General features: G+C 61.2%; 12 protein-coding genes. 6 read left to right on the forward strand and 6 right to left on the reverse strand.

Features of this window, described 5'->3' with window-relative positions; all coding sequences use genetic code 11:
* Positions 1-44: 44 nt before the first annotated feature.
* Complete coding sequence (locus tag C5750_RS01375) at positions 45-941, forward strand: LysR family transcriptional regulator (RefSeq protein ID WP_105732078.1); 897 nt, start codon at positions 45-47, stop codon at positions 939-941.
* A gap of 338 nt (positions 942-1279) precedes the next feature.
* Here C5750_RS01375 and msrP read toward each other — a convergent pair whose 3' ends face one another.
* Complete coding sequence (gene msrP / locus C5750_RS01380; RefSeq protein WP_105732079.1) at positions 1280-2260, reverse strand: protein-methionine-sulfoxide reductase catalytic subunit MsrP; 981 nt, start codon at positions 2258-2260, stop codon at positions 1280-1282.
* A gap of 140 nt (positions 2261-2400) precedes the next feature.
* The gene (locus tag C5750_RS01385) at positions 2401-3603 is read right to left on the reverse strand and encodes a pyridoxal phosphate-dependent aminotransferase (protein ID WP_105732080.1); all 1203 of its coding nucleotides are present in this window, start codon (positions 3601-3603) and stop codon (positions 2401-2403) included.
* A 237-nt stretch (positions 3604-3840) separates the two neighbouring features.
* Here C5750_RS01385 and C5750_RS01390 point away from each other — a divergent pair, with 237 nt between their 5' ends.
* Positions 3841-4467: a glutathione S-transferase family protein gene (locus C5750_RS01390; RefSeq protein ID WP_105732081.1), complete on the forward strand. Its 627-nt coding sequence runs from the start codon at positions 3841-3843 to the stop codon at positions 4465-4467.
* Here C5750_RS01390 and C5750_RS01395 read toward each other — a convergent pair.
* Positions 4456-5382 carry a LysR family transcriptional regulator gene (locus C5750_RS01395; protein WP_105732082.1) on the reverse strand — a complete coding sequence of 309 codons (927 nt, stop codon included), beginning with the start codon at positions 5380-5382 and terminating at the stop codon, positions 4456-4458. The genes C5750_RS01390 and C5750_RS01395 overlap by 12 nt on opposite strands.
* A gap of 123 nt (positions 5383-5505) precedes the next feature.
* Here C5750_RS01395 and C5750_RS01400 point away from each other — a divergent pair, with 123 nt between their 5' ends.
* A complete protein-coding gene (locus C5750_RS01400; protein ID WP_105733052.1) occupies positions 5506-6537 on the forward strand; it encodes a zinc-dependent alcohol dehydrogenase family protein in 1032 nt (343 codons plus the stop codon).
* Between the two features lie 99 nt (positions 6538-6636).
* Here C5750_RS01400 and C5750_RS01405 read toward each other — a convergent pair whose 3' ends face one another.
* Complete coding sequence (locus C5750_RS01405) at positions 6637-6849, reverse strand: cold-shock protein (RefSeq protein WP_027233379.1); 213 nt, start codon at positions 6847-6849, stop codon at positions 6637-6639.
* A gap of 333 nt (positions 6850-7182) precedes the next feature.
* Between C5750_RS01405 and C5750_RS01410 the strand changes: the two genes are divergently transcribed.
* Positions 7183-8967, forward strand: coding sequence for an ABC transporter ATP-binding protein/permease (locus C5750_RS01410; RefSeq protein WP_105732083.1), 1785 nt, complete (start codon positions 7183-7185; stop codon positions 8965-8967).
* A gap of 41 nt (positions 8968-9008) precedes the next feature.
* Here the strand turns inward: C5750_RS01410 and C5750_RS01415 are convergent, their stop codons facing one another.
* Positions 9009-9884 carry an NAD(P)H-binding protein gene (locus C5750_RS01415; protein ID WP_105732084.1) on the reverse strand — a complete coding sequence of 292 codons (876 nt, stop codon included), beginning with the start codon at positions 9882-9884 and terminating at the stop codon, positions 9009-9011.
* Between the two features lie 218 nt (positions 9885-10102).
* On the opposite strand from C5750_RS01415, the gene C5750_RS01420 reads away from it, so the two are divergent.
* The gene (locus tag C5750_RS01420) at positions 10103-10450 is read left to right on the forward strand and encodes an ArsR/SmtB family transcription factor (protein ID WP_105732085.1); all 348 of its coding nucleotides are present in this window, start codon (positions 10103-10105) and stop codon (positions 10448-10450) included.
* 46 nt (positions 10451-10496) lie between these two features.
* On the opposite strand, the gene carB is transcribed toward C5750_RS01420, so the two are convergent.
* On the reverse strand, positions 10497-13979 hold the full coding sequence (gene carB, locus C5750_RS01425) for a carbamoyl-phosphate synthase large subunit (RefSeq protein WP_105732086.1): 3483 nt from the start codon (positions 13977-13979) through the stop codon (positions 10497-10499).
* A gap of 369 nt (positions 13980-14348) precedes the next feature.
* Here carB and ypfJ point away from each other — a divergent pair, with 369 nt between their 5' ends.
* The gene (ypfJ, locus tag C5750_RS01430) at positions 14349-15293 is read left to right on the forward strand and encodes a KPN_02809 family neutral zinc metallopeptidase (protein WP_105732087.1); all 945 of its coding nucleotides are present in this window, start codon (positions 14349-14351) and stop codon (positions 15291-15293) included.
* The last annotated feature ends 137 nt before the right edge of the window (positions 15294-15430 follow it).

Raw genomic sequence — 15430 nt, forward strand, 5'->3', positions numbered from 1 at the left:
GCCGGTTGCGATATGCGGAACCGGAATGGGGGAGAGACTGCGCCATGTCGCTTGACTGGGACAAATTGCGAATATTCCATGCTGCGGCGGAGGCTGGGTCGTTCACCCATGCCGCCGAGACGCTGCATCTGTCGCAATCGGCCATCTCCCGCCAGGTGAGCGCTTTGGAACAGGATGTCGGCGTTCCCCTGTTTCACCGGCATGCGCGCGGCCTGATCCTGACCGAGCAGGGCGAGGTGCTGTACCGCACGGCGCATGAAGTGCTGATGAAGCTGGAAAATGTCCGCTCGCGCCTGACCGAAAGCAAGGACCGCCCGTCGGGCAAGCTGCGCGTCACCACCACCGTCGGTCTCGGTTCCGGCTGGCTGATCGAGCGGGTGCAGGAATTCATCGAGCTTTATCCGGAAGTGCAGCTGCAGCTGCTGCTCGACAATGAAGAGCTGGATCTGACGATGCGCCATGCGGATTGCGCCATTCGCCTGCGCCAGCCGCAGCAGCCCGATCTGATCCAGCGGCGGTTGTTCACCGTGCATATGCACGTCTACGCCTCGCCGGGCTATATCGCCAAATACGGCAAGATCGAAAACATCGACGAGATCGATTCCCACCGCATCGTCAGCTTTGGCGAACCGGCGCCGTCGTACCTCACCAATCTCAACTGGCTGGAAGGGATCGGCCGGTCCGACGGCAATCTGCGGCCCGCCGTTCTGCAGATCAACAATCTCCTGTCGATCAAGCGCGCCATCCAGAAGGGCGTCGGCCTCGGTGTGCTTCCCGATTACATGGTCGAGAAAGATTCGACCCTGGTGCGCCTGTTGCCGGAGATGGAGCTGCCATCCTTCGATACGTTCTTCTGCTATCCCGAGGGAATCAAGAACGCAGCGAAATTGCACGTGTTTCGGGATTTCCTTTTCTCGAAGGCGCGCACCTGGTCGTACTGACCGGCTGTTTCCGCATTTTTGCGAAAAATTTTTCTTTCGAAAGCGGGCAGATTCGGAGCATGATCTTGCCGGATTGCATCGCAAAGGCGCGCTCTCATTTCAAAAATGCCGATAAATTGTCGGTATGCATTTGGTGCATGGGTGCATTGCACAATTGGGGGATTGCAAGAAGCGGTTAAAGGGCCCATATCCACATCACTAGCCGATGCGTCTCCTCCTCCCATTGCGCATCCGCTAGTGTTCCCCTCTGGAGGTTTTGCCAGAAATGGCATCCTTCAAAACTTAAGGCCGGGCAATTGTCCGGCCTCTTTTCTTTTCTGGGGTATGTTTCCAAAAAATCAGCGATAGAGCGTTTCGTTTTCAAGCCTCGTATAGAGGGACGCGACCTGATCGCCATAGCCGTTGAACAGCAGGGTCGGCACGGTTTCACCCGTGTGCAGCACGCGCTCCTGCGCCTGGCTCCAGCGGGGATGCGCCACCGCCGGATTGACGTTGGCCCAGAAACCGTACTCGTTCGATGCCAGCTCTTCCCAGAAACTCACCGGCCGCTTGTCGGTGAAGCTGATCTTGCGGATCGATTTGATTGACTTGAACCCGTATTTCCACGGCAAAGCGAGGCGGATCGGCGCGCCGAACTGGTTGAGCAGGGGCTTGCCATAGGCGCCTGTCACCAGGAAGGCGAGCTCGTTGGCGGCCTCCGCCATGGTGACGCCCTCCACATAGGGCCAGCTATAGAGAAAGCCGTTCTGGCCGCTGGCCATGGCTGGGTCGTTGAAGGTCTCGAAGCGGATATATTTGGCCGAGGCGAGCGGTTTCGCCAGTTCGACCAGCCTGGACAGGGAAAAGCCGGTCCAGGGAATGGTCATCGACCAGGCCTCGACGCAGCGGTGCCGATAGAGACGCTCCTCCAGCGGAATTTTTGCTTCAAGGTCGGCAAATTCGATGATGAAAGGTTTTTCCACCATGCCGTCGATGTCGATCGCCCATGGGTTGGTGATGAGGCTCCGCGCCTCGGCATAAATGCCCTTGTCCGATCCGAACTCGTAGAAATTGTTGTATGTCGCGTTGATCGCTTCCGGTGTCAGGCTGCGGTCGAGCGTGTAGGCACCGTTGCGTCTGGCCGGATAGAGCGCCGGGTTGCCCGCAGGTTTATGCTCCCCCTCGGCGCGCGCCACTTTTGGTAATGCTGTGAGCGCAGCGGTTGCCAGCGCACCAAGACCCCATGCCTGCAGGATCGATCGCCGGTTCAGAAACGCGGCCTCCGGGGTTGCCAGGGTTTCGGCTATCGCCCAGGCGGGCTTGCGGTGAATGGCGGCCATGACTGTTCTTTCATCTCTGCGGCGTTGCGGTGGAAATATGCCATTTCCACGCAAGAACGATCAACACAAAGCCGTGAAGCTTTTGCGGCAAAGAAAAAGGGGCCGATACGGCCCCTGGTATTTTCAATCCGGTTGTACGATCAGCGAAGGCTGGCGCAGAAGCGCTGGATGCGCTTGCCGGCTTCCTCGAGCTTGGCATCCGATGTCGCGTAGGAAATGCGCAGGTTCGGTCCAAGGCCGAAGGCCGAGCCGTGCACGGCGGCAACGGCTTCGCTCGACAGCAGTTCGCTGACAAAATCCTCGTCGGTTTCGATCACCTTTCCCGACGGCGCTGTCTTGCCGATGGCCGCGGCGCAGGACGGATAGACGTAGAATGCGCCTTCCGGCTTCGGGCACTGCAGCAGCGGCGCCTGGTTCAGCATGGAGACGATGAGATCGCGGCGGCCTTCGAATGCCTTCTTGAACACCGGCAGGTGTTCCTGCGTGCCATCCAGCGCCTCGACGGCAGCCCACTGCGAAATGGCGCTGGTGCCGGATGTCTGCTGGCCCTGCACCATGTCCATGGCGTTGATCAGCGCCTGCGGTCCGGCGGCATAACCGATGCGCCAGCCGGTCATGGCATAGGCTTTCGACACGCCGTTCATGGTCAGCGTGCGGTCATAGAGGCTTGGCTCGACCTGCGCCGGGGTGACGAATTTGAAGTCGCCATAGGTCAGGTGCTCATACATGTCATCGGTGAGAACCCAGACATGCGGATGACGCACGAGAACATCGGTGAGTTTCTTCAGCTCATCCCAGCTGTAGGCGGCACCCGACGGATTGGATGGCGAATTGAGAATGACCCATTTGGTCTTCGGCGTGATGGCGCGTTCGAGGTCCTCCGGCTGCAGCTTGAACTCATGCTGCTGCGTGGCCGATACGATGACCGGCGTGCCGCCGCACAGCGCCACCATTTCCGGATAGCTTACCCAGTATGGCGCAACGCAGATGACTTCGTCGCCGGGGTTGAGCGTGGCGAGCAGCGCGTTGTAGATGACATGCTTGCCGCCGGTGGAGACGATGGTCTGGCTCGGCTTGTATTCCAGTTCGTTCTCGCGCTTGAATTTGCGGGTAATCGCCTCGCGCAGCGGCACGATGCCGGAAACCGGAGTGTACTTGGTTTCGCCGCGGCGGATGGCGGCAATGGCGGCTTCCTTGATGTTCTCGGGCGTGTCAAAATCCGGCTCGCCAACGGAGAGCGAGATCACGTCCCGGCCTTCGGCTTTCAGATCGCGTGCTTTCTGGGTGATCGCAATCGTTGCGGAAACCTTCACGCGGGAAAGGGCGTCGGCGAGGAATGCCATGGTATCGTTCTCCTGAAGCGGGTGTTTGACAAGGGGTAGCCGGTGTGCGGGTCTGCTATGTCGCAACAGGCGGGGAATCGCAAGCAAAAGCGTGCGCAAAAGGCTTCACATCGCGCTGTTTCTATGCAGGGTGTGACATGAAACATTCAAAGCATCAGCCCCGTTCATGGGATGTTTCACGCAAACCGATGAGACCGGACACCAGCGGTGATATTTGCCCGCCACAGGAGACCAGCCATGCCGATACTCTATTCGCAGCTCAGTTCCGGAAATTGCTACAAGCCGCGCCTCTTGATGGCGAAGCTTGGCCTGCCGTTCGAGCATGTGGCCATTTCATCGGCGGACGGATCGACGCGAAAACCGGAATTCACCGCCAAGAATCCCAATGGCAAGGTGCCGCTGCTGGAGCTTGACGACGGCCGGTTCCTGGCGGAGTCCAATGCCATCCTGCTCTATCTGGCCGAGGGAACCCGGTTCATCCCTGATGATTCCTATGCGCGCGCACTGATGTATCAATGGCTGTTCTTCGAACAGTACACGCATGAACCCAATATTGCGGTGCGCCGCGCCCTGCTGGTCTATCCGGAGCGGGCGAAGGATGCGACGCCGGAGCGGCTGGCGGCAACGCTGGAAGGCGGCAACAAGGCGCTGCTCGTCATGGAACAGCAGTTGCAGAAGACGCCCTATTTCGCCGGTGACGCGATCAGCGTCGCCGATATCGCGCTCTATGCCTATACCCACGAGGCGAACCAGGGCGGCTATGACCTTTCGGCCTATCCGTCCGTGGCGAAATGGCTGAGCCGGGTTGCCGGCGACGAGGGGCACGTGCCGATCACCTGGCTGCCGGAGGCGTCAGGCGGCTGATTTGATCTCATCGCCCGTTCCGGTCATGCCCGGCAGGCGGGAGGCGAGGGCATCGATCAGCACGCGCATGCGCGCCGGCATGAAGGGCGCCCGCGGCCAGACCGCATAGGTGTCGAAAACCAGCGGTTCGACGTCGGGCAGGACCCGGACAAGGCTACCGCTGTGCACCCGCGCGCGAATAAGCCAGCAGGGCAGCCAGGCGAGCCCCATGCCCGCGACCGCCATATCGGCAGCGCTATCCAGATCATCGAGGATCAGCCGGGTGCGGGCCGGGGCCGCATAGGTACCGCCCTTGCCGTCAGGGAAAAGCCAGGGCCGGGTATTGCCGTCGCGGCCATAGACGATGGAGTCGTGCCCGGCGATATCCTCGATGGCGCGCGGGGTTCCACGTGCGGCGAGATAGGACGGCGCTGCACAGATGGTCATGCGCTGGCGCGCAATGCGGCGGGCGGTGAGGACGGCGCTGTCGGGCAGGACTGCGTTGCGGACAACAAGGTCATAGCCTTCCTCGATCAGGTCCACCGGCCGGTCGGTGAAAGACACGTCGAAGCGCAACGCCGCGTATTGGCGGGAGAGGTCGGCGATGACGGGCGCGACGCAGTAACGGCCGAATATCACGGGTACGCTGATGCGCAGGCGGCCCGCCGGTTGTTCCCTGTCGGAAGCCAGGGCACCTTCCGCCATGTCGAGTTCGGCCAGGATGCGCACGCAATGCGCGTAGAAGGCGTTGCCGTCGCTCGTCAGCGTGAATGCCCGCGTGGTGCGGTGGCAGAGACGCACGCCAAGCCGTTCCTCCAGCCGGGCGACCGCCTTGCCGACGGCCGAGCGTGACAAATGCAGTTTTTGCGCGGCGGCGGAAAAACCGCCGGCATCCACCACCGTGACAAACTCCTGAATACCCGCAAGCCGGTCCATACTACGCTCCATTGTAGAATGGAACGATACAATAATGGGTGGAATGGGCGCAACAGCATCGTACAACGATCATATAAAACACTGTCCTCACCCCGGCTGGCGGGGCATGCAAGGACAGAGATGATGACGAAGATGATGAAACGCTGGACGCTGAATGGGGCGGGACGCGACAATCTCACACTGGTCGAGGCCGCGGTGCCAACACCGGGGCCGGGTGAAATTCTGGTCAAGGCCACGGCGGCGTCGCTCAATTACCGTGACAAGCTGCTGGTCGATCTCGGCTTTGGATTGCCGGTGCCGCAGACGGAACCGCTCACGCCGCTGTCGGATCTGTCCGGCACGGTCGCGGCGGTCGGCCCCGGTGTGACGCGCTTCGCCGCGGGTGACGCCGTCATCTCGACCTTCCTGCCGGACTGGATCGACGGCAGCGGTCCCGGCACGGCGCGCGATCCCAACGGCCGCAGCCTTGGCGGGCCGATGCAGGGCGTTCTGGCTGAATATGTCGTGCTGCACCAGGACTGGGCGGTCCGGGCGCCGCGCACGCTGACCGGTCTGCAGTCGAGCACGCTGCCCTGCGCCGGCCTTACCGCATGGACCGCTCTGGTCGAGCGCGGCAAGCTCAAGGCGGGGCAGACCGTGGTCGTCATCGGAACGGGCGGCGTGTCGATCTTCGGCATGCAGGTTGCGCTGATGCACGGCGCTGAAGTCATCGTTGTCTCCGGCGACGACAGGAAGCTCGCCTGGGCCAGGGAACTCGGTGCCCACCATGGGATCAACCGCCAGGCGGAGGACTGGGTCGAAGCCGTCTACCGGCTGACCGGCGATCACGGTGCCGACCATATCGTCGAGACGATCGGCGGCGCCCATCTCGACAAGTCCCTGCGCGCGGCGGCGGTCGGCGGGCGCATTTCGCTGATCGGGGTCATCGAGGGTTTTGAGATATCCGGCGGCTTCGGCCCGTTTGCCCGCAAGCGCGTGGCCGTCGAGGGCATTCAGGTCGGACACCGGCGGGCATTGGAGGATCTGGTTGCCGCGGTCGAACTGTCGGGTGTCACTCCGGTCATCGATGCTGTTTACACCATGGCGGATTTTCCCGATGCGCTCGATCATCTGGAGCGCGGACCGTTCGGCAAGGTGGTTGTCGAGATCGGCTGAGACAGGGCAAGCGATCGGTGAAATGCAAAAAGGCGGGATTAAAATCCCGCCTTTCCAAATTTGTAAATTCGAAAACCTGTCGATTTTCGCGTGCGGCGATTAACCAGCAACGCTGAGGTTGTCAGCGGACGACTTGCCCGAACGACGGTCCTGTACGATTTCGTAGTTGACCTTCTGGCCGTCATTGAGGCCGCGCAGTCCTGCGCGCTCAACAGCGGAGATGTGTACGAATACGTCTGCACCGCCGGTGTCAGGCTGGATGAAACCATAGCCCTTAGTGCTGTTGAACCATTTCACTGTTCCCGTAGCCATGGGAAATTCCTTTCAGAGATATAAGACAGGCAACATACAGCTATGCTGCCCAGGGAATCGAACCTATGCAATGGAGTTCATCAGGAAGCGCAACGGGTTACGCAGGTCGCAAAGTCACTCGACCGATAAATCGATGCGGGATACATAAGACAGAATCGGAGCCGAAACAAGCGGGATTCAAATCGGCCCCGTGCCGCCGTCACGCGCCCGCCCTTGACCGGGCAAAATTCAGCCTTACTTCCCTTGGGTAAATCCGAAGCTTTATCCGGTGCAACTGAACCAACAATGATAGAGTGGATGAGCCGAATCACGGCCGTCCAGAGAGGCTAGCTCATGGCGGAAGACAAACAGAGCAAGACGTCCGCCATCGCCGTTGCCGGCGAAGTTCAGGTCGGATTTCTTTCTCAGCTCCGCGTTATCCTCGATGTCTACTGGATATCACCCGTCCGCAACCGGCTCGTGCTCCTGCTGCTCACGCTGTTCGCCATCATCATCATCACGTCGGCCGGCCAGGTCCGTCTGGTGCAATGGAACGGGCGCTTCCTTGATGCGCTGTCCCATCGCGATTTCCCGGCATTTCTCAGTGAGCTGCTGGTGTTCCTGGGGATTGCCAGCGTTCTGCTGGTTCTGGCCGTCGCGCAGGCCTGGTTCAACCAGATGACGCGCATGAAACTGCGCGAAGGCTTGACCCGGGACCTCATCGGCGAATGGCTGGTCCCCCGGCGGGCTTTCAAATTGTCCAATTCCGGGCCGATCGGCGTCAATCCCGATCAGCGTCTGCATGAGGATGCGCGCCATCTGGCTGAAATGTCGACGGATCTCGGTCTTGGCCTGCTGCAGGCCTCCATTCTGGTGGCCAGTTTCATCGGCGTGCTCTGGGGGCTTTCCAGCGGCTTTGTCTTCAACGTCTACGGCTACAGTTTTTCCATTCCGGGTTACATGGTGTGGGCGGCATTCCTCTATGCCGGTTCGGCATCGGCAATCAGCTGGTTTGTCGGACGCAAGCTGATCAAGCTCAATGCCGACCGCTACCAGCGCGAGTCCGACCTGCGGTTTTCACTGATGCGCGTGAACGAGCATATCGACGCCATTGCGCTTTATCGCGGCGAGCAGGACGAAAAGGTCAGGCTGGGGCTGGATGTCGATGCGCTGCTCGCTGCCATCCGCAAGCTGGTGTCCGCCTGGACACAACTGGTCTGGGTAACCTCGGGCTATGGCTGGTTCACCAATGTCGCGCCTTATCTCGTCGCTGCTCCCGTCTATTTCACCGGCAACCTGTCCTTTGGCGGTATGATCATCGCCGTTGGCTCGTTCAATCAGCTGCAGGCCTCGCTCAAATGGTTCGTCGATAATTTCGGGGCGATCGCCGACTGGCGCGCCACGCTTCTGCGTGTCACCTCGTTCCGGCAGGCCGTGCAGTCGATGGACACGCTGAACAGTGTCGAGCAGCGGATCAAGTTTTCGCAATCCGAGACCAACCAGCTGGTTTTCGACACGTTGAAGATCACGGCACCGCTGGCGACCGTGCGTCTGAAGGAGCGGAAAGCCGTGGTCAAGGAGGGCGAGCGGGTGCTGATCACCAGCGAGCCCGGCATTGACAGGACGCTGCTGTTCCGCGCGATTGCCGGTCTGTGGCCCTGGGGATCGGGCAATATCGCCCTGCCCAAGGACACCTCCATTCTCTATATGCCGCGCTCGCCGTATTTTCCGCCCGGCAGCCTGCGCGAAGTGATGTCCTATCCGCTCGGGAAGGATGCCTTTCCCGACGGCGAGCTTGTTTCAGCCCTGCATGAATTGGGGCTGGACCGCCTCAAGACCATGCTCGACTTCCGCGCGCGCTGGGACCGGGAACTGAGCGATGACGAACAGCAGTCGCTGGCCTTTGCCCGGCTGATGCTGCACAAGCCGAGCTGGGTGGTCATCGACGAATCCCTGGATGCCATGGAAGCCGACGCGCATGAGCGGGTGATGGCCGTGCTGCGCGACAAGCTTGCCGCGTCGACCGTGGTGCATATCGGGCGGGAGGACACGAGCGATCACGTGTTCTCCAAGGTGCTGCACTTTGTCAGCGATCCCACCGGGCATGGCATGGAAGCCGAAGGGCTGAGCGGCGTCTAGAGGCTTTGCCGCTGCGCCAATAACCGGCAGCCCACATGCCCTCACATGAACAGCGGGGCGTGTTCCTTGACCCAGTGGCTGAAGCGGCGGGGCGGGCGGCCGATGACCTGCTGAACATTTCCGGTGACGGCACGCCCTTCCGGCGGCGGATTGCTGTTCCACGCCACCACATAGTCGATGACATCTTCGCCGATGCCGAGTTCACGCATGGATTGCCGGGTGTGCTCCTCGCTCACCTCGACATAACGGATCGGCTTGCCGGTGGCGGCGCTGATCGCCTTGATCTTGTCCGGTATGGTCAGGACTTCGCAGCCCGTCAGCTTGAGGGTTTTGCGGGCGTGGCCGCCATGGCTGAGAATCCGGGCGGCGACCGCCGCCACATCCGCCTCGTGGATGAGGGTTCGCGCCATGCTGCCATAGGGCTCGCGCACGACATTGGACGACCTGATGCTCTTGATCCAGCCCAGCGTGTTGGACATGAGATCGACCGGCTGCAGGATCGTCCATTCCAGATCGCTTGCCTCCACCGCCGCCTCGACGCTTCCGGTCCGCCCGTCGCTGAGCACGCAGATGCGCTGCACACCCTCCCAGCGCGCCAGCTGGACAATCTCGGCGCCGTTGTCGAGCGGGGTGTAGTCATCGCCGCCGATGGTGATCAGATGCATACCGGCCACGCCGGCCAGCGCCCGTTCGAATGTTTCCGTCCGCGTCAGGTCGCCCTCGACCACCTCGACGCCCGCAGGCAGATTGGCGCGCCGCGCATCGCGGGTGAGCGCCCGCACGAGATAGCCGTTCTCCAGCAGTTCATTGACGACGTGCCGCCCGACATTGCCTGTCGCGCCCGTGACGAGAAACCGTTTTGCCTGGAACAGCCGGAGAAACTGTGCGTCGGTAAGTCTTTCAATATCGGTCAACATGCGTGCTCCTGGGTGGATGGATTCCGGTCGAAGCCAAGGTTATAAAACCTCAACTTAAGTTGAGGTCAATCCTGCGAAAGGGGCATTTTGTCCAAGGCCCGGCGGGTCCGGTTTCGGGTTCCTGCCGCCGCTGCCATCGGGGTGCGGAATCTTGACATCCCGCCGGATTTGCAATACTAAACTATTTGGTTATTTAACCTAGGGGTAATGTAAAAAATATGACGCCTGACCGTCTCAGCGGCATTCTGGCTGCACTCGCCGATCCAACGCGGCGTGCCATTCTGGCGCGTCTTGCCGAAGGCGAAACATCCGTCACCGAACTGGCAGAACCGTTCGATATGAGCATGCCGGCGGTTTCAAAGCATCTGAAGGTGCTGGAGCGGGCCGGGCTGATCGCGCGCGGCCGCGCGGCGCAGTGGCGCCCCTGCCGCCTGGAAGCCGGGCCGCTGCGCGAAGTATCGGACTGGCTCGACCACTACCGGCGCTTCTGGGACGAGAGCCTCGACCGGCTCGAGGATTATCTGCAGGCGCTGCAGAAGGGCGATCCCGACGCCACGCCCAACTGAGTGAGGGAAAATCCGGTCACGGCATGGGCCGCGACCGGAGCCATGGTCAGAAATAATCCTGCAGCGGGCGCACTTCGAGCGAGCCAGCCTTGAGCGCGGCAATGGCTTCGGCCACCGCATCGGCACCCGACAGGGTGGTGTAATAGGGCACCTTCTGCATCAGCGTGGCGCGGCGCAGCGACTTTGAGTCCGAGATCGCCTTGGCGCTGTCGGTGGTGTTGAACACCAGCTGCACCTGCCGGTTGCGGATGGCGTCTTCGACATGCGGACGGCCTTCCTGAACCTTGTTGATCTTCTGCGCGGCAACGCCGTTTTCCGCGAGGAAACGCGCCGTGCCGCCGGTCGCCAGCACCTTGAAGCCGAGATCGGCCAGCCGCTTGACCGGCGCAAGAATGCGCTGCTTGTCCTCGTCGCGCACCGAGACGAACAGTGTGCCGTCACGCGGAAGATCGACACCGGCGCCGAGCTGCGCCTTGGCGAAGGCCAGCGCATAATCGTAATCGAGGCCCATCACTTCGCCGGTCGAACGCATTTCCGGTCCGAGCAGGATGTCGACGCCGGGGAACCGGGCGAAGGGGAAGACAGCTTCCTTGACAGCGATGTGCGTGCGGGCGGTGCCGGATGGCTTGCCGCCATAATTGGCCAGCGCCTCGTCCAGCGTTTCGCCCGCCATGATGCGCGCGGCGATCTTGGCGATCGGCTTGCCGATGGTCTTGGCAACGAAGGGCACCGTGCGCGAGGCGCGCGGATTGACTTCAAGCACGTAGATGGTGCCGTCCTTGATGGCGTATTGCACGTTCATCAGGCCGACGACGTTGAGCGACTTTGCCAGCGCGGCGGTTTCCGTCTCGAGTTCGGCGACGATCTCGGGAGAGAGCGAATGCACCGGCAGCGAGCAGGCGCTGTCGCCGGAGTGAATGCCGGCTTCCTCGATATGCTCCATGATGCCGGAAACCCAGGTGTTCTTGCCGTCGCACAGGCAATCCACGTCGACTTCGATGGCTTCGCTGAGATAACGGTCGAACAAAAGCGGGTTCTTGCCGAGCAGGGTATTGATCTGGCCGGTCTTGTCGTTCGGATATTTCTGCTTGATGTCTTCCGGCACGAGTTCGGGAACCGTGTCGAGCAGATAGCTCTGCAGCGCGCGTTCGTCATGGATGATCTGCATGGCGCGGCCGCCCAGGACATAGGACGGGCGCACAACCAGCGGGAAGCCGAGTTCACCGGCAATGGTGCGCGCCTGTTCGACGGAATAGGCGATGCCGTTCTTGGGCTGCGTCAGGTCGAGCTTGATCAACAGCTTCTGGAAGCGGTCGCGATCCTCCGCCAGGTCAATGGCATCCGGCGAGGTGCCGAGGATCGGAATGCCCGCCTTCTCCAGCGCATCGGCAAGCTTGAGCGGCGTCTGGCCGCCGAACTGGACGATGACGCCGTGCAGCGTTCCGGCGGTCTGTTCGGCGCGCAGGATTTCCAGCACGTCTTCGGCGGTCAGCGGCTCGAAATACAGCCGGTCCGAGGTGTCATAGTCCGTCGATACCGTCTCGGGATTGCAGTTGATCATGATGGCTTCATAGCCGGCATCGCGCAGGGCGAAGGCGGCATGGCAGCAGCAATAATCGAACTCGATGCCCTGACCGATACGGTTGGGGCCGCCGCCGAGGATAACGACCTTCTTGCGGTCGGAAACCTGGGCTTCCGAGGCGAGCGCGCCGGCGAAAGGCACTTCATAGGTCGAGTACATATAGGCGGTTGGCGAGGCGAACTCGGCGGCGCAGGTGTCGATGCGCTTGAACACAGGATGCACGTCAAGCTTCTTGCGCAGCTTGACCACCTCATTGGGGTCGACCTTGGCCAGGCTGGCAAGGCGGGCATCGGAGAAGCCCATGCCCTTCAGCATGCGCAGGTTCTGCGCGTCCTGCGGCAGGCCGTGCTCGCGCACGCGCTCTTCCGTGGCAATGATTTCCGCCATCTGCTGCAGGAACCACGGGTCGATCTTGCAGCCCTCGTGCACGTCTTCGACCGACATGCCCATGCGCAGCGCCTGCGCCACCATGCGCAGGCGGTCCGGCGTCGGCGTGCCGATGGCGGCGCGGATGGCATTGTTGTCGCTGCCTTCACCAAGGCCGGGAATGGCGATTTCATCGAGGCCGGTCAGACCGGTTTCAAGGCCGCGCAGGGCTTTCTGCAGCGATTCCTTGAAGGTGCGGCCGATGGCCATGACCTCGCCGACGGATTTCATCGCCGTTGTCAGGGTCGGTTCGGCACCGGGGAATTTCTCGAAGGCAAAGCGCGGGATCTTGGTGACGACATAGTCGATGGACGGTTCGAACGAGGCCGGGGTGGCGCCGCCGGTGATGTCGTTCTCCAACTCGTCAAGCGTATAGCCGACCGCAAGCTTGGCTGCGATCTTGGCGATGGGAAAACCGGTGGCCTTGGAGGCCAGCGCCGAGGAGCGCGACACACGCGGGTTCATTTCAATGACGATCAGACGGCCGTTTTCCGGATTGACGGCGAACTGCACGTTCGATCCGCCGGTCTCGACGCCGATCTCGCGCAGCACCGCAATCGAGGCATTGCGCATGATCTGGTATTCCTTGTCCGTCAGGGTCAAGGCGGGGGCAACGGTGATCGAGTCGCCGGTATGGACGCCCATCGGATCGATGTTCTCGATGGAGCAGATGATGATGCAGTTGTCCGCCTTGTCGCGGACGACTTCCATTTCATATTCCTTCCAGCCGAGAACCGATTCCTCGATCAGCACTTCGGTGGTCGGCGAGGCATCGAGACCGCTGCCGATGATCTCGTAGAATTCGGTACGGTTGTAGGCGATGCCGCCGCCGGTGCCGCCCATGGTGAAGGAGGGGCGGATGATGGCGGGCAGGCCGACATGGTCGAGCGCCGCACCGGCCATGCCGAGCGCGTGCGAGACATAACGCTGCTTGCGGTCGCCTTCGCCCAGCTGCCATTCGGTTTCCAGCTTGTCGAGCGCCGCATCGAGTTCGGCGCCGGAATATTTGGCCTTGACGACTTCGCGCTGTTCCTTGTGCAGGCGGCGGTCAAGGTCCTTTACCTCGGTGGCATTGGCCAGCATGGATTTGGGTGTTTCAAGACCGATCTTGGCCATGGCCTCGCGGAACAGTGCGCGGTCCTCGGCCTTGTCGATGGCTTCGGCATTGGCGCCGATCATTTCGACATTGTAGCGTTCGAGCACGCCCATGCGGCGCAGCGACAGGGCGGTGTTGAGCGCAGTCTGACCGCCCATGGTCGGCAGCAGGGCGTCCGGGCGCTCCTTGGCGATGATCTTGGCGACGACTTCCGGGGTGATCGGCTCGATGTAGGTGGCATCGGCCAGTTCCGGATCGGTCATGATGGTGGCCGGATTGGAATTGACGAGGATGACGCGGTAGCCTTCCTCTTTGAGCGCCTTGCAGGCCTGCGTGCCGGAATAATCGAACTCACATGCCTGACCGATGATGATCGGTCCTGCGCCGATGATCAGAATAGATTTGATGTCGGTGCGTTTTGGCATGGCTTCTTCCTATCAACAGCGTGCTGCACAAAAAACCGCACGGACTTGACCGTACGGGCAGACACAAAATTCCTAATGCGAGGCTAAGGCTGCCTTATAGGCAAAGCGATTGGATTACGTAACCCCAAAAACGCGCAAATCCATGCTTTTTCGCCGCAGTTTCGCATGGATCAGGTATGCGGCGGCGCTTTGCGCGCATCCGGGTCTGAAACAACGGGCGGACTCTGCATTATTCAGTCATGAAAATTGATCGTGAACTGATTGCAGCCAACAGTTGAAAATAGCATCGTGCATGGAACAAATAAGGGGCTATACTGTTGATGTGCAACATATCAGCGGCATGGCCGAGGGTTCATCTGGAGGTGGGTAATGCGCTGGCAAGGCGGTAGGCAAAGTGACAATGTTGAGGACCGCCGCACCGATGGTGATGATGGCGGCATTCCCGGCGGCATGGGCAATGGCGGCGGCTTCCGCTTTCCCAGCGGCGGCGGCATACAGTCCGTGCGCGGCGGCGGCATATCGGGTATCCTTGTGCTTGCGGCCATTTTCCTGTTCCTGAAATTCTGCACCAATATCGATCCGATGCAGATTCTGGTGGATGGCGGCATGATGGATCAATCATCGCCCGGCCAAAGCCAATCGCAGTCACCGGCCTCGCGCCCGACGGCGCAGGCCAATGACCAGATGACCCAGTTCGTCAAGACCGTCCTGGCCGAGACCGAGGATGTCTGGAGCGGCATCTTCCAGGCGGAAGGCAAGCAGTATCCGCCGCCCACCCTGGTGCTGTTTAATGGACAGACCCGTTCGGCCTGCGGTTCCGCCAGTGCGGCGAGCGGACCGTTCTATTGTCCGGGCGACCGCAAGGTCTATATCGATCTGAACTTCTACAACGAGCTGGACAAGAAGTTCGGCGCATCAGGCGACTTTGCCCAGGCCTATGTGCTTGCCCATGAAGTCGGTCACCACGTGCAGAACCTGATCGGTGTCCTGCCGAAGTTCAACCAGATGCGCCAGAACATGAGCGAGGCCGACGCCAATGCCATGTCCGTGCGGGTCGAACTGCAGGCGGATTGCTTTGCCGGTATCTGGGGACATTTCACCCAGCAGAAGGGTATCCTTGAGGCAGGCGACCTGGAAGAAGCGCTGAATGCCGCCAAGCAGATCGGCGACGACACCCTGCAACGCAAGATGCAGGGCTATGTGGTTCCCGAAAGCTTCAACCACGGCACGTCTGCCCAGCGCAGCTCGTGGTTCAAGCGCGGCTTTGACAGCGGCAAGCTCGAAAGCTGCGACACGTTCAGCGGCGCGATCTGAGCGGCAAAGCGCGTGGTGCGTGGTTCGACACGCTCACCATGAGGATGGAGCGGATTGCAGGGTGTTATATCCTGCAATCCCCGCGTTTGCCGTTACATCAAACCACCCCCTCTGGGCTGCCGCTCCTCTTCCTCTTT

The sequence above is a fragment of the Phyllobacterium myrsinacearum genome, assembly GCF_002980555.1.
GTDB classification, from domain to species: Bacteria; Pseudomonadota; Alphaproteobacteria; order Rhizobiales; family Rhizobiaceae; genus Phyllobacterium; species Phyllobacterium myrsinacearum.